25 protein-coding genes are annotated in these 22,963 nt (G+C 64.6%); 18 read left to right on the top strand and 7 right to left on the bottom strand.

The features are described 5' to 3' along the window. Positions 1-21: 21 nt before the first annotated feature. Both MTR66_RS14395 and MTR66_RS14390 read right to left on the bottom strand, forming a co-directional pair. On the bottom strand, positions 22-669 hold the full coding sequence (locus tag MTR66_RS14395; protein WP_243922235.1) for a murein L,D-transpeptidase catalytic domain-containing protein: 648 nt from the start codon (positions 667-669) through the stop codon (positions 22-24). An 85-nt stretch (positions 670-754) separates the two neighbouring features. Further along, positions 755-1,999: a polyhydroxyalkanoate depolymerase gene (locus MTR66_RS14390; RefSeq protein WP_243922233.1), complete on the bottom strand. Its 1,245-nt coding sequence runs from the start codon at positions 1,997-1,999 to the stop codon at positions 755-757. Positions 2,000-2,213: 214 nt separating this feature from the next. Here MTR66_RS14390 and MTR66_RS14385 point away from each other — a divergent pair, with 214 nt between their 5' ends. The 9 genes from MTR66_RS14385 (at position 2,214) to MTR66_RS14345 (ending at position 11,961) form a co-directional block, all read left to right on the top strand. Next, a complete protein-coding gene (locus MTR66_RS14385) occupies positions 2,214-4,046 on the top strand; it encodes an ABC transporter transmembrane domain-containing protein (protein ID WP_243922231.1) in 1,833 nt (610 codons plus the stop codon). Positions 4,047-4,149: 103 nt separating this feature from the next. Continuing rightward, entirely contained in the window at positions 4,150-6,282 is a 2,133-nt protein-coding gene (locus MTR66_RS14380; RefSeq protein ID WP_243922229.1) for a M13 family metallopeptidase, read from the top strand. A 120-nt stretch (positions 6,283-6,402) separates the two neighbouring features. Then, positions 6,403-7,215, top strand: a complete 813-nt coding sequence (locus MTR66_RS14375; protein WP_243922228.1) for an undecaprenyl-diphosphate phosphatase — start codon at positions 6,403-6,405, stop codon at positions 7,213-7,215. A 17-nt stretch (positions 7,216-7,232) separates the two neighbouring features. Then, the gene (ppk2, locus tag MTR66_RS14370) at positions 7,233-8,015 is read left to right on the top strand and encodes a polyphosphate kinase 2 (RefSeq protein ID WP_243922226.1); all 783 of its coding nucleotides are present in this window, start codon (positions 7,233-7,235) and stop codon (positions 8,013-8,015) included. A gap of 159 nt (positions 8,016-8,174) precedes the next feature. Beyond that, positions 8,175-8,342, top strand: a complete 168-nt coding sequence (rpmG, locus tag MTR66_RS14365) for a 50S ribosomal protein L33 (protein WP_013832249.1) — start codon at positions 8,175-8,177, stop codon at positions 8,340-8,342. A 42-nt stretch (positions 8,343-8,384) separates the two neighbouring features. Then, entirely contained in the window at positions 8,385-9,041 is a 657-nt protein-coding gene (locus MTR66_RS14360; RefSeq protein ID WP_243922224.1) for a LolA family protein, read from the top strand. Positions 9,042-9,525: 484 nt separating this feature from the next. Next, positions 9,526-10,314 carry an exodeoxyribonuclease III gene (xth, locus tag MTR66_RS14355; protein WP_243922222.1) on the top strand — a complete coding sequence of 263 codons (789 nt, stop codon included), beginning with the start codon at positions 9,526-9,528 and terminating at the stop codon, positions 10,312-10,314. Next, positions 10,263-11,381, top strand: coding sequence for a GTP cyclohydrolase II (gene ribA, locus MTR66_RS14350; RefSeq protein ID WP_407673056.1), 1,119 nt, complete (start codon positions 10,263-10,265; stop codon positions 11,379-11,381). The genes xth and ribA overlap by 52 nt, the downstream gene beginning before the upstream one ends. A gap of 154 nt (positions 11,382-11,535) precedes the next feature. Continuing rightward, entirely contained in the window at positions 11,536-11,961 is a 426-nt protein-coding gene (locus MTR66_RS14345) for a hypothetical protein (protein WP_243922220.1), read from the top strand. 11 nt (positions 11,962-11,972) lie between these two features. On the opposite strand, the gene MTR66_RS14340 is transcribed toward MTR66_RS14345, so the two are convergent. Continuing rightward, positions 11,973-12,935 (bottom strand): right-handed parallel beta-helix repeat-containing protein, encoded by a 963-nt coding sequence (locus MTR66_RS14340; RefSeq protein WP_243922219.1) that lies wholly within the window; start codon positions 12,933-12,935, stop codon positions 11,973-11,975. Positions 12,936-13,411: 476 nt separating this feature from the next. On the opposite strand from MTR66_RS14340, the gene MTR66_RS14335 reads away from it, so the two are divergent. The 3 genes from MTR66_RS14335 to arsB are packed head-to-tail and all read left to right on the top strand — an operon-like array spanning position 13,412 to position 15,305. Then, positions 13,412-13,753, top strand: a complete 342-nt coding sequence (locus MTR66_RS14335) for an ArsR/SmtB family transcription factor (RefSeq protein ID WP_243922217.1) — start codon at positions 13,412-13,414, stop codon at positions 13,751-13,753. A gap of 42 nt (positions 13,754-13,795) precedes the next feature. Beyond that, positions 13,796-14,224 (top strand): arsenate reductase (glutaredoxin), encoded by a 429-nt coding sequence (gene arsC, locus MTR66_RS14330; protein ID WP_243922215.1) that lies wholly within the window; start codon positions 13,796-13,798, stop codon positions 14,222-14,224. A gap of 22 nt (positions 14,225-14,246) precedes the next feature. After that, positions 14,247-15,305, top strand: a complete 1,059-nt coding sequence (gene arsB / locus MTR66_RS14325; protein WP_243922213.1) for an ACR3 family arsenite efflux transporter — start codon at positions 14,247-14,249, stop codon at positions 15,303-15,305. A 110-nt stretch (positions 15,306-15,415) separates the two neighbouring features. Here arsB and MTR66_RS14320 read toward each other — a convergent pair whose 3' ends face one another. From MTR66_RS14320 to MTR66_RS14310, 3 genes are read right to left on the bottom strand one after another with little or no spacing between them, the layout of a single operon-like run. Then, entirely contained in the window at positions 15,416-15,958 is a 543-nt protein-coding gene (locus MTR66_RS14320) for a hypothetical protein (RefSeq protein ID WP_243922210.1), read from the bottom strand. Beyond that, on the bottom strand, positions 15,958-16,164 hold the full coding sequence (locus MTR66_RS14315; protein WP_243922208.1) for a type II toxin-antitoxin system antitoxin: 207 nt from the start codon (positions 16,162-16,164) through the stop codon (positions 15,958-15,960). The genes MTR66_RS14320 and MTR66_RS14315 overlap by 1 nt, the downstream gene beginning before the upstream one ends. A gap of 6 nt (positions 16,165-16,170) precedes the next feature. Beyond that, entirely contained in the window at positions 16,171-17,079 is a 909-nt protein-coding gene (locus MTR66_RS14310) for an SPFH domain-containing protein (RefSeq protein ID WP_243922206.1), read from the bottom strand. 305 nt (positions 17,080-17,384) lie between these two features. Between MTR66_RS14310 and MTR66_RS14305 the strand changes: the two genes are divergently transcribed. Further along, positions 17,385-17,570: a DUF465 domain-containing protein gene (locus MTR66_RS14305; RefSeq protein ID WP_243922204.1), complete on the top strand. Its 186-nt coding sequence runs from the start codon at positions 17,385-17,387 to the stop codon at positions 17,568-17,570. Positions 17,571-17,658: 88 nt separating this feature from the next. Further along, complete coding sequence (locus tag MTR66_RS14300; protein ID WP_243922202.1) at positions 17,659-18,639, top strand: TerC family protein; 981 nt, start codon at positions 17,659-17,661, stop codon at positions 18,637-18,639. A 9-nt stretch (positions 18,640-18,648) separates the two neighbouring features. Here the strand turns inward: MTR66_RS14300 and MTR66_RS14295 are convergent, their stop codons facing one another. Further along, positions 18,649-19,959 carry a DUF2254 domain-containing protein gene (locus MTR66_RS14295; RefSeq protein WP_243922200.1) on the bottom strand — a complete coding sequence of 437 codons (1,311 nt, stop codon included), beginning with the start codon at positions 19,957-19,959 and terminating at the stop codon, positions 18,649-18,651. 102 nt (positions 19,960-20,061) lie between these two features. Here MTR66_RS14295 and MTR66_RS14290 point away from each other — a divergent pair, with 102 nt between their 5' ends. The 4 genes from MTR66_RS14290 (at position 20,062) to MTR66_RS14275 (ending at position 22,927) form a co-directional block, all read left to right on the top strand. Next, a complete protein-coding gene (locus tag MTR66_RS14290) occupies positions 20,062-20,625 on the top strand; it encodes a pseudouridine synthase (protein WP_243922198.1) in 564 nt (187 codons plus the stop codon). A gap of 287 nt (positions 20,626-20,912) precedes the next feature. Continuing rightward, complete coding sequence (gene exbB, locus MTR66_RS14285) at positions 20,913-21,671, top strand: tonB-system energizer ExbB (RefSeq protein ID WP_243922195.1); 759 nt, start codon at positions 20,913-20,915, stop codon at positions 21,669-21,671. 12 nt (positions 21,672-21,683) lie between these two features. After that, positions 21,684-22,112 carry a TonB system transport protein ExbD gene (exbD, locus tag MTR66_RS14280; protein ID WP_243922193.1) on the top strand — a complete coding sequence of 143 codons (429 nt, stop codon included), beginning with the start codon at positions 21,684-21,686 and terminating at the stop codon, positions 22,110-22,112. 5 nt (positions 22,113-22,117) lie between these two features. Beyond that, positions 22,118-22,927 carry an energy transducer TonB gene (locus MTR66_RS14275; protein ID WP_243922303.1) on the top strand — a complete coding sequence of 270 codons (810 nt, stop codon included), beginning with the start codon at positions 22,118-22,120 and terminating at the stop codon, positions 22,925-22,927. Positions 22,928-22,963 lie beyond the last annotated feature (36 nt).

Below are 22,963 nucleotides of genomic sequence, written 5' to 3'. Positions count from 1 at the left end.
GCCGGTTATCCTGCGCCGATGTCAGGCTTCGCCGATCCGGTCGGCGAAGAGCAGGCGGCCGCCGGACAAGTGCCAGAGCGCTTCGTTGAAGTTCTCGTTGCTCATCGCGAAGCAGCCTTCGCTGCGGCCCAGCTTGCCCCACTTATCGATCATCGTCTGATCGACGTACCACGCAGGGTGCATCACGATGGCCCGTTCAAGCGCCAGCGAATTGTCCGCGTCGAGCCCCTTGAGCCGGATCGAGGTGCCGTATTTGCCCTTGTACCACTCGCAAGTGAGGAAAGCCCCGCGCGAGGTGGCTTCCGATCCCGGAACGTTGGAAAAGCGCTGCAGCCAGCCGCTATGCGCCGGGTCCGAGCCCCTGCCATGCGCGAGCAGGAACGAACGGACGGTTCCCGCCTCCAGATTGGCGAAGTGCAGGCGAGGCTTCCACGAAGGCTGGGCGAAATCGGCCACGCCCACCAGATCGCCGCGCCAGACTTTGGCGCCGACGCGCTGAATCTGACTGGCGGCGACTTCCAGAATACGGCGTTCGTAAGGTGTCGCGGGTGAGACGCTTGCTGCCGTTGCAGCAGCTTCTTCCGCAAGCAGGCGGCCCGGCACGGCGAGGCCGATGCCTGCCGCCAATCCACCTTTGATGACTGTCCTTCGTTGCAGCGGCTGTTTCATGATTTGGAAGATATCACAAGGACATCCACCGGGCCAGCCAATGCGTGAAAGCGCTGGCCGCGGCCCGGTGTCATACTGCCGCAGTTCAGGCGACGATTTTCAGCGGCGTCTTCTGATGCTGGCGCATCCAGCCTTCGAGCACCGGGGCAATCCGCGTGCGCCACTTGCTGCCGTTGAAGATGCCATAGTGGCCCACCCCTTCGGCGAGGTAGTACTTCTTGCTCTCTTCGGGCAGGGCATGGGCAAGGTGCAGCGCGGCCCTGGTCTGGCCGATGCCGGAGATATCGTCCTTCTCTCCCTCGACCGCGAGCAGCGCCGTATCGCGGATGCCGCCGAGGTCGATCACTTCGCCGCGGTGGACGAACTCGCCCTTGGGCAGCGAATGGCGCTGGAAGACGTGTTCCACCGTCTGCAGGTAGAATTCGGCCGTAAGGTCGCTGACCGAACGGTATTCGTCGTAGAACGCCTTGGTCGCCGCTGCGCTTTCCCCGTCGCCTGCGACGAGGTGCTTGTACATGCCATAGTGGCTCATCATGTGGTTGCCCAGATTCATCGCCATGAACCCGGTGAGCTGCAGGAAGCCCGGATAGACCTTGCGGCCCGAGCCGGGATACGTCAGCGGCACGGTCGCGATCACGTTGTGCTCGAACCAGGAAAGCGGCTGGTTCATGGCGACGTCGTTGACGCTGGTGGGCGCTTCGCGGGTATCGACCGGGCCGCCCATCATTGTCAGCGTGGCCGGGCGGCATGGGTCTTCGTGCTTGCCCATCACGGCGGCGGCGGCAAAGGCCGGAACCGACGGCTGGCAAACCGCCAGCATGTGCGTGCCGGGGCCGATGTGCCGGAGGAATTCGATCAGGTAGTCGATGTAATCGTCCAGATCGAACTGTCCGGCGTTCATCGGCACCATCTTCGCGTCGGCCCAGTCGGTGATGTAGACCACGCTCGATTCGAGCATGCGCGCTACAGTGCCGCGCAGCAGGGTGGCGAAGTGGCCGCTCATCGGGGCGACGATCAGCAGCTTGGGAGCATTGGCGGGCAGCCCGTCGTGCTCGAAACGCAGCAGGTTGCCGAACGGGCGGTGCATGATGATCGATTCGACGACATCGTGCGTCTTGCCGTTCACCGTGACCTGTTCGATATCGAATTCGGGCTTACCGCGCGGCATGGTGGCGTGGGCGAAGACATCGAGAGCCGAGGCAAGCTGGGGTCCCATTCCGAAGTAACCCATTGGCAGGGAGGGATTCGTCAGCATTTCAGCGCCGACGGAAGCCCAAGCAGCCGCACCGTTCAGCATGGTGCGCTGCAGTTCATAGGCATTATAGAGCAAGGTGTTTCTCCTGGCCGGACTTCGCCAGCCGTGCGATCTTGTTGCCGCCTATTTGGCCTTTTGAGCCCCCGTTCGCAATGCGGCAATTGCGAATTGTCATGGCTGCTTTGCCGGACGAACCGGCGGAAATCCTGCAAGTCCTTCCGGCGAAGGGGCTTTCCTTGAAAGGAACGGGCCTTTCCCTGAGGGGACGGACGCTGTAAGGGCGCGCGGCATGGACGCCAAATCCGGCACGGCCGCAACGCCTGCAAGCGAAACCCCCGCCTCCGAGTCTCCTGCGCCGCGCCGCCGGAGTCTGGGGCCCCTGCGCATGGTCTGGGGGCAGTTGTTCAATTATCCCAGCCGTTCGGCGGCTGCGCTCTGCGCCCTGATCGTCACGGCGACTTCGACGCTGGCGATTCCCTGGGGATTCCGCCAGATCGTGGACCGGGGCTTTGCCCAGGGGGCAGACCCGTCCGCGATCGGCAAATGGTTCCTGATCCTGCTGGTAATCGTCTGCGTGCTGGCGGCCGGTACCGCGACTCGCTTTTACATGGTCTCCTGGCTGGGTGAACGGATCGTCGCGGACATTCGCCTGCGGGTGCAGAACCACCTGCTGACGCTTTCGCCGAGCTTCTTCGAGACCAACAGCCCCAAGGAAATCTCCTCGCGCATGACCGCGGATACCGCGATCATCGAGCAGATCGTGGGTACCAGCGTCTCGATCGCGCTGCGCAACGCGATCATGGCGGTGGGCGGGACCATCTATCTGATCGTGCTGGCGCCGCTGCTGACGGCGGGCCTGCTGGGCACCATCGTGATCGTGCTGCCGCCGATCATCCTGTTCAGCCGCCGTTTGCGCTCGGTTTCGCGCAGCAGCCAGGACCGGGTGGCGGATATCGGCGCGATGACATCGGAAGTGCTCGGCGCGCTGCGCGTGGTGCAGGCCTTTAATCAGGAATCGCGCGAGTTCGGCCGGTTCACCGGCGCTGTCGAGCGCACGTTCGATACCGCGAAGAACCGCATCACGATCCGCGCGATCATGACCGCGGTGATCATGTTCCTGATCTTCGGTTCGATCACGCTGCTGATGTGGCGCGGCGCGGTGGGCGTGGCCGAAGGCACGATTACCGGCGGCACGATCGCCGCGTTCGTCATTACCGGCGGCCTGGTGGCGGGCGCGTTCAGTTCGCTGTCCGAGGTTTATGGCGATCTCGTGCGCGGTGCGGGCGCGGCCAGCCGCCTTGCCGAACTGCTTGACGAGCGCCCGCTGATCTCTGCCCCGGTCCGCGCGCAAGTGCTGCCCGAGCCCGCGCGCGGCAAGCTTGCGTTCGAACGCGTGACCTTCCGCTATCCCTCACGCCCCGACGTTGCCGCGTTGCACGAGTTCAGCCTGACCGTGGAGCCGGGCGAGACGGTGGCGATCGTCGGCCCGTCCGGCGCGGGCAAGTCGACCCTGTTCCAGCTTGCCGAGCGGTTCTACGATCCCCAGAGCGGCGTCATCAAGGTCGATGGCGTGCCGCTGACCTCCGCCGATCCGGCGGCGATCCGCCAGCGTATGGCGCTGGTGCCGCAGGAGGGCGTGCTGTTCGCCGCCAGCGCCCGCGACAATTTGCGCTACGGCAACTGGACGGCGGACGATGCGGCGATCTGGGAAGCGGCGCGGGCGGCCAATGCCGAACAGTTCCTCCAGGACCTGCCGCAAGGGCTGGACACCTTCCTGGGCGAGGATGGCTTGCGCCTTTCGGGCGGCCAGCGCCAGCGTATTGTCATTGCCCGCGCGCTGCTGCGCGATGCGCCGATCCTGCTGCTGGACGAGGCGACCAGTGCGCTCGACGCGGAAAGCGAACGGCTGGTCCAGCAGGCGCTGGAAACATTGATGGCAAACCGTACAACCTTGGTCATCGCCCATCGCCTTGCCACGGTGCGCAAGGCGGACCGGATCATCGTGATGGAAGATGGGCGCATTGCCGAGCAGGGCACGCATGATACGCTTTCGGCGGCAGGCGGCCTCTATGCGCGCCTGGCCTCGCTGCAATTCGATGAACGGCTGACATCGCTCGGCTAACGGCAATTTCAGGCTGGCGTTACCCGGTCTGGAAATTATGTTGCGCGTCAATGGCTGGCCATCCGGGGCCGGTCCTGTCCATTTTCCCGTGAAGGGGTTTTAGATGCTCAACATCCTGGGACGTGCCCTCGCCGCATCGGCGAGCGTTTCCGCTATTGTTCTTTCGCTTTCCGCCGCACCCGCGCTGGCCGCTGCGGACCCGCTTGCTCCGTCGACGGACTGGGGCGATTTCGGGGTCCAGACGCAGTGGATGGATACCGCCGTCAAGCCGGGCGACGATTTCGACGCCTACGTCAACGGCAAGTGGATCGAATCGGTGAAGCTGCCCGCGGACCGCACCCGCTGGGGCTCGTTCATCGAATTGAACGAACTGTCGCAGCAGCGCCTGCACAAGATCATGGACGGGCTGCTGGCCGCGAAGCCTGCGCCGGGCACCGATGCCGCGCGCGTTGCGGCCGCCTACCAGTCCTTCATGGATACTGATGCCATCGAGAAGGCAGGCCTCGCCCCCGCGCAGCCCTATCTGAACCGCATCTATGCGGCGAAGACGCCTGCCGATGTGATGCGCCTGTTCGCAGCGCCCGGCTATGCCTCGCCGGTGAGCGCCTGGGTGGATGCCGATTCCAAGCAGAGCGATATCTACGCGCTGCATGCCAATATTGGCGGCCTCGGCATGCCGGACCGCGATTACTATCTGAAGCAGGACAAGCGCTCGCTTGAGATCCGCGCCAAGTATCAGGCCTATCTGACGTTCCTGCTGGGCAAGGCGGGCTATGCCGATCCGGCTGCCGCGGCCAAGGCGGTGCTGTCGCTCGAAACCCGGATCGCGCAGGCCGATTGGGACCGTGCGGGCGCCCGCAACCGTGACCTGACCTACAACAAGCTTTCGACCGGCGATTTCGAAGCGCTGGGTGCGCCGGGCCTGCTCAAGACCTTCCTCGATACCATGGGCGCGGGCAAGGCCAGCTACGTCATCGTTGGCGAAATGCCGCCGACGCCGGAAGAGCTGAAGACGGCAAACATCGATGCCGCGAAGGCGGAAGTGCTGTTCGGCGGCGGCATGCCCGCCGTGGCCAAGCTGCTCGATACGGTGCCGGTGTCCACCTGGCAGGCCTATCTCGCCGCGCACTTCCTCAGCAGCCACGCTTCGGTGCTGCCGAAGGCCATCGATGAGGCCCGTTTCGATTTCTACGGAAAGACGCTGACCGGCCAGCCCGAGCAGCGGCCGCGCTGGAAGCGCGGCATCAACACTGTCGAAAGCGAGGCGGGAGAACTGCTCGGCAAGATCTATGCCGCGAAGTATTTCCCGGCTGAGAAGAAGGCGGCGATGGCGGATCTGGTCGCCAACTTGCGCAAGGCCATGGCAGAAAACCTGCATGATCTCAAATGGATGGGTCCGGAGACCCGCAAGCAGGCCGAAGCCAAGCTCGATGCCTTCACACCCAAGATCGGCGCGCCCGATACGTTCAAGAAGTACGAGGGGCTCACGTTCTCGGCCACCGATCCGCTCGGTAACATGATCGCTGCGGGCAAGTGGCAGACCGGTTTCGACGTGAACCGCATCGGCAAGCCAGTGGACCGGAGCGAATGGGGCATGCTGCCCGAAACGGTGAACGCCTATTACAACCCCAGCTACAACGAGATCGTCTTCCCCGCCGCGATCCTGCAGCCGCCGTTCTTCAACCTCACGGCCGATCCGGCGGTGAACTATGGCGCCATCGGTGCGGTGATCGGCCACGAGATGAGCCACGGGTTCGACGATCAGGGCGCCAAGTCGGACGGCAGCGGCAATCTGCGCAACTGGTGGACGCCCGCCGACAAGGCCGCCTTCCAGAAGCTGCAGGACAAGCTGGCCAAGCAGTACGACCAGTTCTGCCCGTTCGACGATGGCAAGACCTGCGTGAACGGCAAGCTGACGATGGGTGAGAACATCGGTGACCTGGGCGGCCTCAGCATGGCCTACCGCGCCTACAAGCTGTCGCTGCATGGCAAGGAAGCGCCGGTGATCGATGGCTTTACCGGCGATCAGCGCTTCTTCCTGGCCTGGGCGCAGATCTGGCGCAGCAAGGTTCGCGAAGCGCAGGCCCGCAATTACCTCATCACCGATCCCCACTCGCCGCCGCATTATCGCATCGACGGGATCGTCCGGAATTTCGATGAATGGTACAAGGCCTTCGACATCAAGCCGGGTGACAAGCTCTACCTGCCGCCGGACCAGCGCGTCCGCATCTGGTGACCCTGTACTTCCCCCTCCTCCGCCGGGGAGGGGGAAGCCCATGCGATCCCGCCACAAAATTTTGCGCTGCAGCGTGGGCCGGGTTGACTTGCGCAGTGCGTCGGGCATGACCTGCCGCCAATGGACCTGACTTTCACCGCAATCCTCCTCGGCATCGTCGAGGGCCTCACCGAGTTTCTGCCCGTCTCGTCGACCGGGCATCTCATCCTCGCCACACAGCTGTTCGGCTATGACGCCGCGCAGTGGGCCACCTTCAATATCGTGATCCAGCTGGGGGCGATTCTGGCGGTGATCGTGCAGTTCTGGCGCACGTTCTGGGCCGTGGGCATGGGGCTGCTGAAACTCAATCCCACCTCGATCCGCTTCGTGCGCAATGTGCTGGTGGCGTTCCTGCCCTCGGCGGTGATCGGGCTTGCGCTCAAGGACTATATCGAAGGGCTGCTGGGCCAGCCCAACGTGGTGGCCTGGGCGCTGATCATCGGCGGCATTGCCATTATCGGGATCGAGAAAGTCGCCAAGCAAGGGCCGCTGACGGGGGTTTCCGAACTGCCGCTGATGAAGTGCGTCGGCGTTGGCGTGGCGCAGTGCCTGGCCATGGTCCCCGGCGTCAGCCGCTCGGGCGCGACGATCATGGGGGCGCTGGCGATGGGCGTGGAGCGCCGCACGGCCGCCGAATTCAGCTTCTTCCTGGCCGTGCCGACGATGATGGGCGCCACCGCGCTGGAACTGTGGGGCGCCCGGGAGGAACTGGCCGCCGGGACCGGACCGGTGGGCTGGTATGAGATTGCTATCGGCTTTTTCGTCTCGTTCGTGGTGGCGCTGGTGGTGATCAAGGCGTTCATGGCATTCGTCAGCCGCTCGGGCTTTGCGCCCTTTGCCTGGTATCGTATCGTTGCCGGCGCGCTGGCGCTGTTCCTGCTCGCAAGGGTCTGACGATATGGGTGAGCTGCATGGGTAAGGGGCTGGGACGCAAGGATTACGAGGCCCTGCTCGAACCGATGCAGGAAGAGCTGGCTGGCATGGCCCGCTGGGCCAAGACGACTGGCGCGCGCATTCTGGTCCTGTTCGAGGGGCGCGATACAGCGGGCAAGGGCGGCACGATCCACGCGATCTCCGAGCATCTCAATACCCGTCAGTGCCACGTCGTCGCGCTTCCGGCGCCGAGCGAGCGCGAGCAGGGGCAGTGGTATTTCCAGCGCTATGTCCCGCATCTGCCCGCCGCGGGGGAAATCGTGCTGTTCGACCGTTCGTGGTACAACCGTGCCGGGGTCGAGCAAGTCATGGGCTATGCCACCGAGCCGCAGGTGGAGGCGTTCCTGCGCCATACGCCCACGTTCGAGAAGATGCTGGCCGACGATGGCATCCTGCTGTTCAAGTACTGGCTGACCTGCGATCAGGAAGAGCAGGAGGAGCGCCTGAAGGAACGGCTGGACGATCCGCTCAAGCGCTGGAAGCTGTCCCCCGTCGATCTGGCCGCGCGCGCGAAGTACAAGGACTACACCAAGGCGCGCGAGCGGATGCTCGAAGCCACCCATACCCGGCATGCGCCCTGGACGCTGGTGGATTTCAACGACCAGAAGCATGGCCGCCTGACGGTGATTCGCGACTTGCTCGACCGGCTGCCCGATACCCGCTGCGATCCGCCCGAACTGGACATGCCGCCGCTCGAAGATAAGCCGAAGAAAGAGAAATTCGGCATTCTTGCGCCGATCAAGCCGTTTCCGCTGCCCTGACGGCGCGCCTTTGGCTTGACTTTCCCCCCTCTCTAACGCATGGGCCGCAGCCTTGAAGGGCGGCGCGCTGTTGCCGCCCGATGTTTTTCAACGGAACATGCCGCTGCCCAGCCGTTTCGCATCGGGGTCGGCTGAAACGAGAGATTACAGGAACCCGCCATGGCGAAGCCCGCAACTGTTAAGATCCGTCTGGTCTCGACCGCTGACACCGGATTTTTCTACGTCACCAAGAAGAACCCGCGCAACACGACCGAGAAGATGAGCTTCCGCAAGTACGATCCCGTCGCGCGCAAGCACGTCGAGTTCAAGGAAGCGAAGATCAAGTAAGGTTCACAGGCCATTCAAGGCTGTGTACCTAACCGCATAGCCATGAAGATCCTGACCCAGACCTTTCGCAATTGCGTTGGCGCGGCCGCTTTGGCCGCGCTTTCCGTTCCTGCCGTCCTTCCGGCCACGCCCGCGCTTGCCGCAAGCCCGGCGGAGGCAAAGCAGCTCGATCAGGCCGTGGCCGCCCTGCGCGGTATCAAGACGATGAAGGCGGACTTCATCCAGAGCGGCCGCGACGGGCAGATGGTGCGCGGCACGCTCACTCTCAAGCGCCCGGGCCGCATCCGCTTCCAGTACGAAAAGAGCGCTAAGATGCTGATCGTGAGCGACGGCAAGGCGCTCACGATGATCGATTACGCCGTCGATCAGGTGCAGCGCTGGCCGATCAGCGACAGTCCGCTCGGTGCGCTGCTCGATCCCCATCGCGATGTCGCGAAGTACGGCAAGGTGATTCCCACCGGCAACCCCGATGTCGTCAGCATTGAGGTGCGCGACAAATCCCATCCTGAATACGGGGTGATCACGCTGATCTTCACGCGCAAGGCCTCCGCGCCCGGCGGGCTGGAGCTCACATACTGGGTCGCGCTCGATTCGCAGAATCAGCGAACCACGATTGCCCTGTCCAATCAGCGCTACGGGATGCCTGTTACCGACCGGGATTTCCGTTGGACGGACCCGCGCCGTAAAACTCACCGCTAGGATTCATCCGTCTGTCGCAGGGTGTGTAACGCCAGCGACAAATTGCGACAGTTTCCTGAATATTGTTCACATAACAGCAAGGCAATCGCTCCTAAAGTGAACTGGTCAGTACGGCTTGAGGCGGGTTTTCCCCCCTGTTGCCCGCGCCTCCTGAACCGGCTGTACTGATCCTAGCGTGACGAACGCTTACAGGAACCCTCGAGCCTCTGCCCCCGGCTCGAGGGTTTTCCTTTTTCGGGTTTACTGGTCCGCCCGGCCGGGCTGCGAACGGCACCTCACTGCGCTTCCGGTGCTCACGGCCATTAAGGCGCGCTGCGCGCCGGTTCTCGTTCGGCACCATTCTCGCTCCGGCCGAACGGACCAGCAAACCCGAAAACCGTGATTTGGGGATCGTTCCTATCTTGGATCTAGAGTGCCCCGCTCATCCTGAGCTTGTCGAAGGGGCCTCTGGCATTTCCTGAACGCGGTGCCTAAAGCCTGCGGCATGAAGATTGCCACCTGGAACATCAATTCCGTCCGCCTTCGTATCGATCAGGTCGAGCGGTTCCTTACCGAACATGCGCCTGACGTATTGTGCCTGCAGGAGATCAAGGTCGCCGAGCATCTCTTCCCGCACGAGATGTTCGAGCGGCTGGGCTATGCCTACCGCGCCATCAACGGGCAGAAGGGCTACCACGGCGTCGCCACGGTCTCGAAAGTGCCCTTCACCGAATGCAGCCGTCATGACTGGCAGGACAATGGCGAGGCGCGCCATGTCGGTGTGGAACTGCAGGGCGAAGGCAAGGGGATGGTCGTCGAGAACGTCTATATCCCCGCCGGCGGCGACGTGCCCGACCGGGAGGTGAACCCCAAGTTTGGCCAGAAGCTCGATTTCCTGGGCCGCATGACCGAGTGGGCGAAGACGGTGGACCGGCCCACGCTGATCGTTGGCGATTTCAACATCGCCCCGCTCGAATGCGACGTCTACGATCACAAGGCGCTGCTCAAGGTCGTCAGCCACACCCCGATCGAGGTGGAGACGCTGGGGCGTTTCCAGGATGCGCTCGGCTGGGTGGATCTGGGGCGCCAGTTCATCCCGGCGCCGGAGCGCAACTATTCCTGGTGGTCCTACCGCAGCTACTGGCGGCAGAAGGATCAGGGGCGCCGTCTCGATCACATGTGGGCCTCGCCCGATCTGGCGCCGAAAGCCACGGCGCATTGCTTCGTCGAGGAAACGCGCAAGTGGGAAAAGCCGAGCGACCACGTGCCGCTGATCACGGAGTTCGCTCTCTGAGCGAAGGCCTGCCTTCTCCCGGTGCCCGCCGGGCCGCGCTGGCGCTCGATGCGCTGCGTCACGGCTGGCCGGTGCGCGTGGAAGGCGGCGCGGTGCTGCTGCCTGCCGAGACGGGCTTTGCCGCCGGTGTCACGGCGCCGCGCATGCTGATCTCGGCGGCGCGGGCGGTGACGCTCAAGCTCGCCAACCAGCGCGAGGCCGCCGTGCCCGAAGCCCCGGTGCTGATCCGCGCGGCCGAACCCTTCGATCTGGAAACCGCGCGCGCGGTGGCCGATCCGGCGCTCGATCTCGTGCACCCGATGAAAGGGCCATTCGCGGCTGAGCCGATCGGCAATATCGAGACGGCCCGTGCGGCGATGGAACTGGCACGGCTGGCAGGTATCCTCCCCGCCTTCCTCGTCGAGCCTGCGCTCGAAGGCGAAGTGCAGGATGTTTCGTCCGCGGACCTTGTTGAATGGAAGGACACGCGCCGCCTGCAAATCGCCTCGCGCGCCCGGCTGCCGGTGGAGGCCTGCGAGGATGCCGAGATCGTGGCTTTCCGCGCGCTTGACGATCTGCGCGAACATGTCGCGCTGGTGATTGGCAAGCAGAACGGCGACCGGGCACCGCTGGTGAGGCTGCATTCGGAATGCCTGACCGGTGATATCCTCGGCAGTCTCAAGTGCGATTGCGGGCCGCAGCTCCACGCCGCGCTTCACGCCATGGCGGACGAGGCGAAGGCGGGCGGCTGGGGCGTGCTGCTCTACCTGCGGCAGGAAGGGCGCGGGATCGGCCTCGTCAACAAGCTGCGCGCGTACCGGCTGCAGGACTTTGGCTTCGATACCGTCGATGCCAACAACCGTCTGGGCTTGCCCACCGAAGCGCGCGACTTTCCGGTGGCGGCGCGGATGCTGGAACTTCTGGGCGTCCATGCGATCCGGCTGATGACCAACAACCCGGCCAAAGTGGCGGCGCTGCGCGAAGTTGGCGTCGATGTGATCGAGCGCGTGCCGCACCAGTTGCCGCCCAACCCGCACAATGCCCGCTATCTGGAAACCAAACGGGACCGCACCGGGCACTTGCTCTAGCGAGACGGGAAGACCCGGTCATTGTGCTTTAAAGCGGGTTAACCGTTGTGTGCCATGCTGCGGACTCATGGCAGAGCGAGAGCATATTTCGCCGCGGGACACAGGGGCGCAGCAGGACTTTCACGCCGTGTTCAAACGCGGTGCACGAGGGGCGGTGCAGCCGCGTTTCCACCGGGGGCGCCGCTGGCCGGTCTGGCTGGGCGCGATGCTCATGCTCGGCACGAACGCCGATCTCGTCGCCAGCGCGGAACTGCATGGTCTGCTGGCTCTTGGCGGTCCGGATACGGCGGCGGAAGCGCGCGATGCCGAAAGGCTGGAGGCAAGCGTTCTGGTGCCCGGCATGCGCTGCCGGTCGCGGTTCGATGGCAGCAACCGCGATCTCGTCGAGCAGGTGAAGGCCCGTGCCGGTGCCGAAGGTTTTTCCCACGTGGAGACCAGTGCCAGCCCGCTCGGCGGGGACGATTATGCGCTGACCATGATGTTTCTCGATGGCCCCGATCTTACGACCGGCACGCTGCGCGAGGCCCGTGCGGTCATGAACGCGGATACCTGCCGCGCCAGCCTGCGCTCGATTTCCTGAACCCGGCGGGTTCAGCGCTCCTCGAAGCGCACCAGGCCCGGCCCCAGCACGTTCGCGCCGATTTTCAGCGCATCGCCCGACCAGTCTGCGACAAAGGCGCTGCGGCGGTCCACACCCGGGGCGAAGCGGGCGTTGTTGTCCTCGATGGTGAGGCCGTCCGCCGAGTGGCTGTGATGCTCGGCGGCGACGGCGATGAAGGCGGAGTAGTTCTCCTTGTCGCGACCCTGCACGAACCAGTTTCCGGCGATGCGCCCGGTGGCGCCCTCGGGCAGGTCGATCATGTAATTGGTGCCGCGCCCGTGCGTGTCGTCGAAGCTGCAATTGAGGATGGCTACGCGGGCCGCGCGGCTCTTGGCGTAGTGGCCGCCGGTCCCGGCCTCGAAACGGCTTCGGGTGACCGTGAGCGCACCGTAATCGCCGATGTAGATCGAATGCGCGCAGCCCGGTCCGTCGCAAGTGCCCAGCCGGGTGAAAGTGGACTTGTCGATCGTGATCGTGCCCGCCGGATCGTTGGCGGTCAGGATGCCCTGGTCGCTGTCGCGGAACCACGATTGCGAGATGGCCAGGTCGCCATGCTCCAGCCGGATGCCCACGCCGTTCCTTTCCGGCGCGTGCATGTTGGCGAAGACGAGCCCTTCCACGCGGGCGCTGTGCCCGCGCAGGACCAGCGCTCCCTTGCCTTCGCAGATGGTGCCGTCGAGCACCGACTGGCCGGGCACGGCCGCTTCGTAAGTCACGTCGCCGCCGGTCTGCACCGCGCAATCTGCAAAGCGCAGCGAGGCGAAGCGGATCGTTCCGCGCCCGTTGCCGATCGCATCCACCGCGTCCTGCAGCCGGGTGTAGCTGCGCCCGGTCTCGGCCACGGTATAGGGCGCGGGCTGCGCGCCGCCACTCTGGGCGGAGGAAAAGGAAGCGGGAAGGGCGGTGCACAGCAGCGCCGTGGAGGCGAGCGCGAGTCGGGCGAAGCGGGTCATGCCGCGCTTGTACCGCGCCCTTCTGGCGAAGGTGTAAACGCGCTTGGCCCCGTCCCGCAGCGGGACGGCACGGCGCCGATTCGTTGCGCCCGGATGCGGGAGCGCATGCCCCATCATGCACAAGGTGACACCCGGTTGACACGGATGACACGGTCCAAGGAAGAAACTGTCACCTTGCGGCCCCGGTGTCACTTTGCAGGCGATGTGTAACCTTGTGCCGGTGTGCCGGTGTGCCGGTGTGCCGGTGTGCCGGTGTGTCGGTGTGTCGGTGTGATGGTGCTGATGGTGCGGGGGGGGGGAGCCATGCCGGGCAGTCTAGCGTGGCAGGGCCTCTGTAGGAAAACGGTTTGCGGGAAAGGCATAGTCCGGCGGGGAGGGGGCGTCCTTGCGGGACCATAATTCGATACTTCTCGAATTATGGATTGACTGCCGGGCAATGGCATCTAGACAGGGGGAAGATCAAGAAAGGGCTCCGCATGGCGGCACCACTTCAGGACTGGGCGGTAAATGCGTTGCAGGCGCTCGCGCATGACACGCGGCTGTCGGTCTTCCGCATGCTTGTACAAACCGGTGCCGAAGGGCTGATGGCGGGCGAGATCGCGCAGAAGCTGGGCGTGCCGCCTTCCACGATGTCGCACCACCTCGCCAATCTCGAACGTGCGGGGCTTGCCGCGTCGGAGCGGGAAAGCCGCGTCATCCGTTACCGCGCCGACTATGGCGGGATGCGCCGCCTGCTCTCCTTCCTGATGGAGGATTGCTGTCAGGGCGATCCGCTCGTCTGCGCGGATATTCTGGAAATCGCGGCCTGCAGGCCCTGAAACGGACAAAAGGGCGGAACAGGCCAGGGCAAAGGGCAGGTCATGGGCACGGACATCGTCATCTATCACAACCCCGAATGCGGAACCTCGCGCAATGCGCTTGCCATGATCCGCAATGCCGGGATCGAGCCGCACGTGATCGAATATCTCAAGACCCCGCCTTCGCGCGCGATGCTCGAAAGTCTGATCGCGCGGGCGGGGATCGCGCCGTGCGCGCTCCTGCGCGAAAAGGGCACGCCGTTCGCCGAACTGGGGCTGGACGATCCCGCGCTGAGCGATGCCCAGCTGATCGATGCGATGATGGCGCATCCGGTGCTGATCAACCGGCCGCTGGTCGTCTCGCCGCTGGGGGTGAAGCTGTGCCGCCCGTCCGAGGCCGTGCTCGATCTGATACCGGCGGTCCAGCGCGGCGCCTTTGCCAAGGAAGATGGCGAACCAGTCGCCGATGCCGATGGGCAACGCATTGGCTGATCAGGGGGAAACAGGAAAGATCATGTCTCAGCAACCGGCTGCCGTCTCGCCGCTCGGCGTGTTCGAAAGGTATCTCTCGCTCTGGGTCTTGCTGGCCATTCTGGCCGGGATCGCGCTGGGCCTTGCCGCGCCGGGATCGGTTGGCGTGCTGGCGGGCCTTGAATATGCCTCGGTCAATCTGGCCGTGGCCTTGCTGATCTGGGCGATGATCTACCCGATGATGGTGGGCGTCGATTTCGCCAGTGTGCGCGACATCGGCCGCAAACCGAAGGGGCTGATCATCACGCTGGTGGTGAACTGGCTGGTCAAGCCTTTCACCATGGCCGCTCTGGCGGTGCTGTTCTTCGGCCATCTCTATTCGGGCCTGATTCTGGACAACGATGCGGATCAGTACATCGCCGGGCTGATCCTGCTGGGCGCTGCCCCGTGCACTGCCATGGTGTTCGTCTGGTCTCAGCTGACGAAGGGCGATCCGGCCTACACGCTGGTGCAGGTTTCGGTGAACGATCTGGTGATGATCGTCGCCTTCGCGCCCATCGTCGCCCTGCTGCTGGGCGTGACCGATATCGTTGTACCGTGGGAGACGCTGCTGCTGTCGGTCGTGCTCTACGTGGTGATCCCGCTGGCGGCGGGGGCCTTTACCAGGCGGCGGGTCATGGCCCGCCACGGCGGGGACGAGGCCGCCGTCGATGCCTTTACCGCCCGGCTCAAACCGTGGTCGATCATCGGCCTGCTGGCAACGGTGGTTCTGCTCTTCGCCTTTCAGGCGGGCACGATCGTGGCGAACCCGCTGCTGATCGTGCTGATTGCGATTCCCATCATCATCCAGTCCTACGGCATTTTCGCGATCGCCTATGCCTCGGCCAAGGCGTGGAAAGTGCCGCATGCCATCGCCGCGCCTTGCGCGCTCATCGGCACGTCCAATTTCTTCGAGCTGGCCGTTGCTGTCGCCATTGGCCTGTTCGGCCTCTCCAGCGGCGCCGCGCTCGCCACTGTGGTGGGCGTGCTGGTGGAAGTGCCGGTGATGCTGTCGCTGGTGGCCTTCGCCAATCGCACGCGCGGCAGCTTTCCGGCTGCCTGAACGGGTATTCGTTTAACGGCGCGGGGCTTCCGGCTCGGCTCGTGCCTGCGCCGGTAATGCCAGTACAAGCATGGCCAGGGCTGCGATTGCAGTGCGCATGCCGGGGCCTTTCAATGACGGCGCGCGATGCCGCGCCGCGCCGGTGACAGAGCGAATGCCAAGACGTGGAGCGCGGCCATCAGTGCCCAGAAGTGCGCCTCGACAAAAGGCTGCCGCATCCCGTCAAGCAAGGCGATGGTCCCCAGCGCCAGGAAATAGCAACCGAGCCAGAGATAGTCCCGGAGTTTCGAATGACGGACGGGTACGGCGCGTTCTTCCGCATCAGGGGATTTCGCCCGATGCGCATGCCGAGGCCGGTTTGCCGGGGTGCGTGATGGTGCGTCCTGAGTCTTGTATCCCCAGCGCCACTTCCAGCCACCACGCGTGCGCCGGGCGGCCACGGCCATGAACAGGCCGGTCAACAGCAGGATGAGGGCCAGTGCCGCGATGTGGCCTCCCGCATGCCCGTCCTTTGCAAGCATGACACTTCCGCCCACGGCTGCAAGGTAGACGGCCAGCAGAACCCATCCCTGCCAGGCGATGGGCCAGCTTGCGCCGTAGCCGAAGCGCTTGGGAGCGAACCAGTCGCCTTCTTTCAGAAACAGGTGCAGCATTATTCGTTCTCCGTGCGTGGCGGGCGTCCCCGGCGGGCCGGTTCGCTGGACTCCACTCTGATCCCGCGCCTGGCCAGCGCCTCGCGCAGGAGCACTTCGACCTGTGCGTTCACCGAGCGGAAGTCAGCCGCCGCCGTTCGCTCCAGCGCCTTGTAAAGCGCGGGATCGAGACGGAGCGGAAAGGCCTTCTTGCCGGGGCTTGCCATGGCGGCTTATTGGTACAGCGTGCCGGTGTTGACGACGGGCTGGGTATCGCGCTCACCGCACAGCACCACCATCAGGTTGGAAACCATCGCCGCGCGGCGTTCGTCGTCGAGTTCGACCACGTTCTTTTCAGAGAGATGATCGAGCGCCATTTCCACCATGGAGACGGCGCCTTCCACCAGTTTGGTGCGCGCGGCGATGACCGCTTCGGCCTGCTGGCGGCGCAGCATGGCCCCGGCGATCTCGGGCGCATAGGCCAAGTGCGTGAGGCCGCATTCGTCCACCGTGACGCCCGCCACCTGCAGGCGTGCAATCAGTTCCTCGCGCAGCTGCGTGTTCACTTCGGCATGGCTGCCGCGCAGAGTGACGTCCTCATCCTCGCCATCGTAGGGATAGCGCGAACCGATCGAGCGCACCGCCGCCTCGATCTGCACGTCGACGAAAGCCTTGTAATCGTCCACGTCGTAGAGCGCCTGCGCGGTATCGGCGACGCGCCACACTACATTGGTGGCGATCTCGATCGGATTGCCGCGCAAGTCGTTCACCTTGAGCTTGTCGGACAGGATGTTGTTGGTTCGCACGGATATCTTGGTCTTCATCATCCAGGGCCAGATCCAGCGCAGGCCGGTCGTGCGGTCGGTGCCGCGATAGCTGCCGAACAGCGTGATCGCGGCGGCCTGATTGGGCTGGATCATGTAGAAACCTGCGGCGATCAGCACCAGCAGCAGTACGGCGGGAATCACGAAAGCCAGAAAGCCGAATACGGCGGCGTCGTCCGGATCGCTTCCGGCCATGCGCACGATGCTGAAGGCGACGGCGATCAGCAGCGCCACGAACGCGATCAGCATGACATAGCCGCTCATGCTGGCGGCGGCCTGCTCCCGGCTGGAATTGATGGGCCTGTGGGCGTCGGACATCGAAGTGCCTCCTAAAAGTGATATCACTTTAATATCATATTCGGGCAAATGGTCAATGCGGCTGGAATCGCGGGACTTGAAATTGGAACGATTTTATCTTAAAAGGGTGATGCGGGCCGGGCCCCTCTGGCGCGTTGCAAGAGTTCTTTGGAACTGGCGCGGCGCGTGATGTCGGACCGCATCGGGTGAGTACCGATGCTGGATCCGGCCGTTGTTATCAAAGGATCCATGAAGGCCCAGGCCATTGGCGCGGGCAGGCATTGTCTCTCCCGATCGAACCAACCCCGTTCGACAGGGAAATTGATATGAACGATCGCACGTTCCGATTGCTTGAACTGCACCAGAAGCTGGATGCCCTGCTGGCAAGGGCCAGAGCCAGACGCGTGCCGGACCCGCTGGAAATTGCCCGGCTGAGATGGCGGAAACAGCAACTCAGGGGCAGGCTGGCGCGGCTGTTATACCCCCCTGCAGCCGCAGCGATGAGCCTGTGACCCAGGCGCCGGCGCGCGGTCTTCCCCCCTTCCGCGCGCCGGCGAAACCTGCCGCTTCGTTTCGCCGTTCTGTTTCAAGGCAAGACCCATGGATTTTCTTTTCGTAAGCTGGCTGGGCACACCGGCCTGGTTCTGGCTGGCTTTTGCCGCCATCGTATTGTTGCTGACCGCCTTCGATCTCGGCGTCCTTCACAAGGAGGACCGCGAGATGGGCATATCCGAATCGCTCAAGCTGTCCCTGTTCTACATCGCCGTTGCCATGTTGTTCGGCGGCTGGGTGTGGTGGGCCAAGGGCAGTGCTTCGGGCATGGAGTACTTCACCGGGTACTTCATCGAAAAGGCCCTCTCGATCGACAATGTCTTCGTGATCTCGATGATCTTCGGCTTCTTCGCGATCGCGCCCAAATACCAGTACCGCGCCTTGCTCTGGGGTATTCTGGCGGTGATCGTGCTGCGCGCGCTGATGATTGCGGGCGGGGCGGCGCTGATCGCGCAGGCCTATTGGGTGATGTACCTGTTCGCCGCGTTCCTGATCGCGACCGGGGTGAAGATGCTGGTTTCCGCCGATCATGATCCCGATATCGGCAACAACCCCGTGATCCATTGGATTTCGCGCCACATGCGGGTGACGAAAGCCCATCACGGGGCGCACTTCTTCGTCAAGGAACCCGATGCTTCGGGCCGCATGGTGCGCGCCGCGACGCCGCTGTTCCTGGCGCTGGTGGTGATCAATCTCGCCGATCTCGTCTTCGCGGTGGATTCGGTGCCGGCGATCTTCTCGATCACGACCGATACTTTCATTGTCTACACCTCAAACATCATGGCGATCCTGGGCCTGCGCGCGCTCTATTTCGCGCTGGCGGCGATGGTGCACCGTTTCCACTACCTCAAGTACGCGCTGGCGCTGGTGCTGGTGTTCATCGGCGGCAAGATCCTGATCGCCGACTTCGCGCTGGGCGGCGCCAAGTTCCCGCCGCTGATCAGCCTGGGCGTGACTCTGGCGCTGATCGCGGGCGGTGTGGGCTGGTCGCTATGGAAGACCCGGGGCGAGGCGCAGGCCGGAGCCTGAGCCTGCGCGTCAGGACCACCCGGCCCGGATCGCGTCGTGGCGCTGGCGCACGTCGGCGATATCCGGGCCGGTGAGGTGTTCCTCCGCCTGCTGCGCGAGCAGCCGCACCTCGCGCTCGATCAGGGCGCGGCGGTGGCTGCCGCGCACTTGCCCGGCGGCCTTGGCCAGCGTTTCCAGCGCCACCAGCGCGGATAGCCGGTTGCTGGCCAGAGCCCCGCGCGCGGCAGCGAAGCCCCGTTCGAGGAAATGCGCGAAATCGCTCTGCAGCGGGGCAACGGGGCAATCCGCCCCATCGCTGTTCCAGCTTTCCGCCCCGAGATCGCGCCGCCCCAGTTCCGCCGTTGCCGCCCCCAGCCAGTGAGTCGCGGTAATCGCTGTGAAGGGATCGTTGATCCCCGGCGAGAGGGCCCGCAGCGCGATCTCCACCAGTTCGTCGATGGAGAATTCCAGGTCCATCTTGGGTGTCCGGGTGGCGCCGATGGCAAAGGTTTCGCGCACCGCGTGGGCGACATCGTCCGGCACGGGATCGGTGTCCGCCCGCGCGAGTGGTGCGCCGGGATAGACGAAGTCGCCGGGGCGCACGGCAAGGCCTACTGTCACCTTGTGCTTGCGCGCCGCCTCGGCCAGCGCGCCCAGTTCGATCAGCCGCACGTAGCCGGTGTGATGGGAGCTGATCCAGCCGCCGCGCGCCACCGTGCGCACCGGCGGGTCCGTCTCGCCCATTTCGGGGAAGCGGTGCGTGATTTCGTGCAACAGGCGCGTGCCGATGTTTTCGAGCACGGTGTTGATGCGGATGCTCGCGGGGATGTGGTGGAGGAAATAGACCAGCACGCCGACCGAGGCGATCATCAGCGCGTAGGCCACCAGCAGCGACAGCTGCGGCACGAAAACGCCATGCACCGCGGCTGCGGCGCCGGGCGTTTCGTCTCCCGTCCGCACCGCGCGCAGCACGGTAATGGAATAGACGAAGGTGCCGATGAACATGGCGAGGCTGAGCTGGTTGCCCCTGTCTTCCATGAAATTGGTCAGCAGCCGCGGCCCGTAGTTGCCGCTGGCATAGGCAACGGCAGCGATGGTGATCGAGAAGACGGTCGCGGCCACCCCGATCATCGCGCTGGAGAGCACGGTCAGAATGTTGCTCGCCCCTTCCGGCTGGGCGGGAACAATCCAGTGCGAGCGGCTCAGCCAGTCCGACGCGCCGAGGCGGTCGATGTGGATCAGCGCCGTGGCCAATGCCAGCGCGGCCAGCGCGAAGAGCGCGGGATAGAACCAATAGCTGGCACGGATCGAGAGCCAGTTCGAACGCAGGCTGGCAAGCATGGTCGCACCTCCTGTGTTGCCTAGTGCACGAAGGCGGGCATTGTTCCGGTGTATGCCATTTTGCAGGTGCGCTAACCGGGCGTGGTGGCTAGGGCTGAGCCGATGGCGCGCCTGATCCTCTTCAACAAGCCTTATGAAGTGCTTTCGCAGTTCACCGATGCGAAATCGCCCAGCCCGCGCGCGACGCTTTCGGACTTTATCGATGTTCCCGGCGTCTATCCTGCCGGGCGGCTTGACCGCGACAGCGAGGGGCTACTGCTGCTCACGGACGACGGCGGTCTGCAGGCGCGGATTGCCGATCCGAAGTTCAAGCTGCCCAAGACCTATCTGGTGCAAGTGGAAGGCGAGCCGGACGAAGCCGCGCTCGCCGCGCTGCGCAAGGGCGTCACGCTGAAGGACGGCATGACGCGCCCGGCCGAAGTGCGCCGTATCGACGCGCCGGAGCTGTGGCCGCGCAATCCGCCGGTGCGTTTCCGCAAGTCGGTTCCCGACTGCTGGATCGAACTCACCATCCGCGAAGGGCGCAACCGTCAGGTCCGCCGCATGACCGCCGCCGTGGGGCATCCGACGCTGCGGCTGGTCCGCTGGCGCATCGGCAGCTGGACGCTCGACGGGATGGCGCCGGGCACATGGCAGGAGCGGGCCGTGACAGGCCGTCTGCCCTGATTCGGCCTGGCCATGGGGGCTGAAGGCAGGTGCGTGATCCGGGGTGGTGCCTTCAAGGCGCTGCGCCGGAGAAACTTGCAAATGGGGCTATGATTCCAAAAAACGCGGGGTGCGAATGACTTGCATTCTTTGGATGGTGTCGGAGATATTGTATATATTTCAGATCCGTGAACTTTAGTTGACTGCCATATTTCTGACGATCATCAAATTTACTTCTAGTACGTTTGTATACGATGCTTCTCCGGAAAGCCGCTGACTTGGCTGCACGGGCAGGAGGCAACGAAACGATGAATGAAGACTTTGGTGAAACCGCGCTTTCGCCCTGGGGCATGTTCCTGGGGGCGGACCCGATAGTCCAGATCGTGATGGGGGCGCTTGTGTTCGCCTCGCTGGTGACATGGACGATCCTTTTCGCGAAGTCATTGGAACTGCGGCGGAGCGAACAGCGGCTGCGCGATTCCATTACGGCCCTTCATGCCGCGCCCCGGCTGGGCGCTGTCCCGGAAACCTTGCCTTCGGCGGCGGCTTCCGACCTTGTCACCGATGCGCGCGGTGAACTGGCCGCATCCGCGCAGGCCGGAATTCTCGATCAGGCGGAGGCCCGCGTTGCCGTTGGGCTGGAGCGGATCGTTGCCGCCTATACGCGGCGGTCGGGCGTGGGTGTGGGCACAGTGGCGACGATCGGGGCCACCGCGCCTTTCGTGGGCCTGTTCGGCACGGTCTGGGGGATCATGAACAGCTTCGTCGGCATCGCCAAGACGCACACGACCAATCTGGCCGTCGTGGCGCCGGGCATTGCCGAGGCGCTGCTGGCCACGGCCTGCGGGCTGATCGCGGCGATCCCGGCGGTCATGATCTACAACCATCTGACGCGCGGCGTGGGCGGCAACAAGGCGCTGGTGGGCGATGCGGGCGCGATGGTGATCCGCCTGACCTCGCGCGAGGTGGAGCTGCTGTCCAGGGCAGAGCCCGCTGCTGCAGCCAACGCCGAAGCGGGCCTTGCCGCCAGCGGGGATGCAGACCGTACCCCCGCCTATCAGCTCTGAGGAGGACCGGACATGGCCATGAGCCTTGGCAGCGGCGCGGAAACCGGTGATTTCAGCGAAATGCACGAGATCAACGTGACGCCGTTCATCGACGTCATGCTGGTGTTGCTGATCATCTTCATGGTGGCCGCGCCGCTTTCGACCGTGGATATCAAGGTGGACTTGCCGACTGCGGCAGCCCCTCCGCAGAACCGCCCGCAAAAGCCGGTCTACGTCACCTTGTCGCGCGATCTGACGGTCAGTGTGGGGGACACGGCGACGACATCGGATGACTTCGGCCGGGTGCTTTATGATGCCACCGGCGGCAAGACCGATACGCGGATCTTCGTGCGCGGCGATCGCTTGGTGGCCTATGGGGATCTTATGAACCTGCTCGATGTGCTGCGCACGGCGGGCTTCCGGCGCGTGGCGCTGGTCAGTCTGGAAAAAGTGGCGAATTGAGCGGGGTGGATATGGGCATCGCGGCATCGTCTCAGGGCTGGGCAAGTGCCGGGCATGGGCCCTGGCATCGCGGCGAATGGGGCGCGGGCGCGCTGGGTGCCAGTGTGCTCCATATCGGCCTGGCGCTGGGCGTTGCGCTGGCCGTGGCGGTTAATCGGGATCAGTTCATGGATCGTCCCGAACTGGCGATAGAACTGGACATGGGCGCCAGCGCCCCGCCGCCGCTGCTTGAACAGAAAGAGGGCGCAGGCGGTGGCGGCGCGGGCGGGGCCATCGCTTCGCCGGAACCGCTCAAGGAGACGGCCAAGCCCATGCCTCCCGTCGTACCGCCCGAATTCATCGAACCGGTGGAAGGCGCGCCGGCCGTGCGCACAGAAGGGCCGCCGCCGGCCGGCTATGGCGCGGGCTTCGGCGGCGGCATGGGCGGCGGTATCGGCGGGGGCATGGGGCGCGGCATCGGCACCGGATCGGGTGAGGGCGTCGATATCAAGCCACCGCCCCCGCCGCGCCAGGCCCCCGTGGACGCGGGGGTTCAGTACGACGAAGTCTCCACCGCCATCTATTCCAGCCTGATCCGCTATCCGCAAAGCGCGCTGGACAACCAGCAGGAAGGCATGGGCAGGCTGCGCGTGGTGGTGACGCGCGAAGGCAAGGTGCTGAGCTGGGGCATTGAGCAATCCACCGGCCACAGCGTGTTGGATCGCGAAATCCGCCGCGTCGCGCGCAAGGTGGATGCGCTGGACCCGCTTCCCATGCTGCCTGCGGGGACGCAGGCCATCGTGCATGTGAAGATATTCTTCCACATCGTTGGCTAGGGACTGTGGGGATTCAGCCCATGCGGGCCTGCGAAA

The organism is Novosphingobium beihaiense (assembly GCF_022832375.1).
In the GTDB taxonomy this organism is placed as follows: Bacteria; Pseudomonadota; Alphaproteobacteria; order Sphingomonadales; family Sphingomonadaceae; genus Novosphingobium; species Novosphingobium beihaiensis.
Note: the sequence above shows the minus strand (reverse complement) of the source record. Positions and strands in the feature narration are given on the sequence as shown.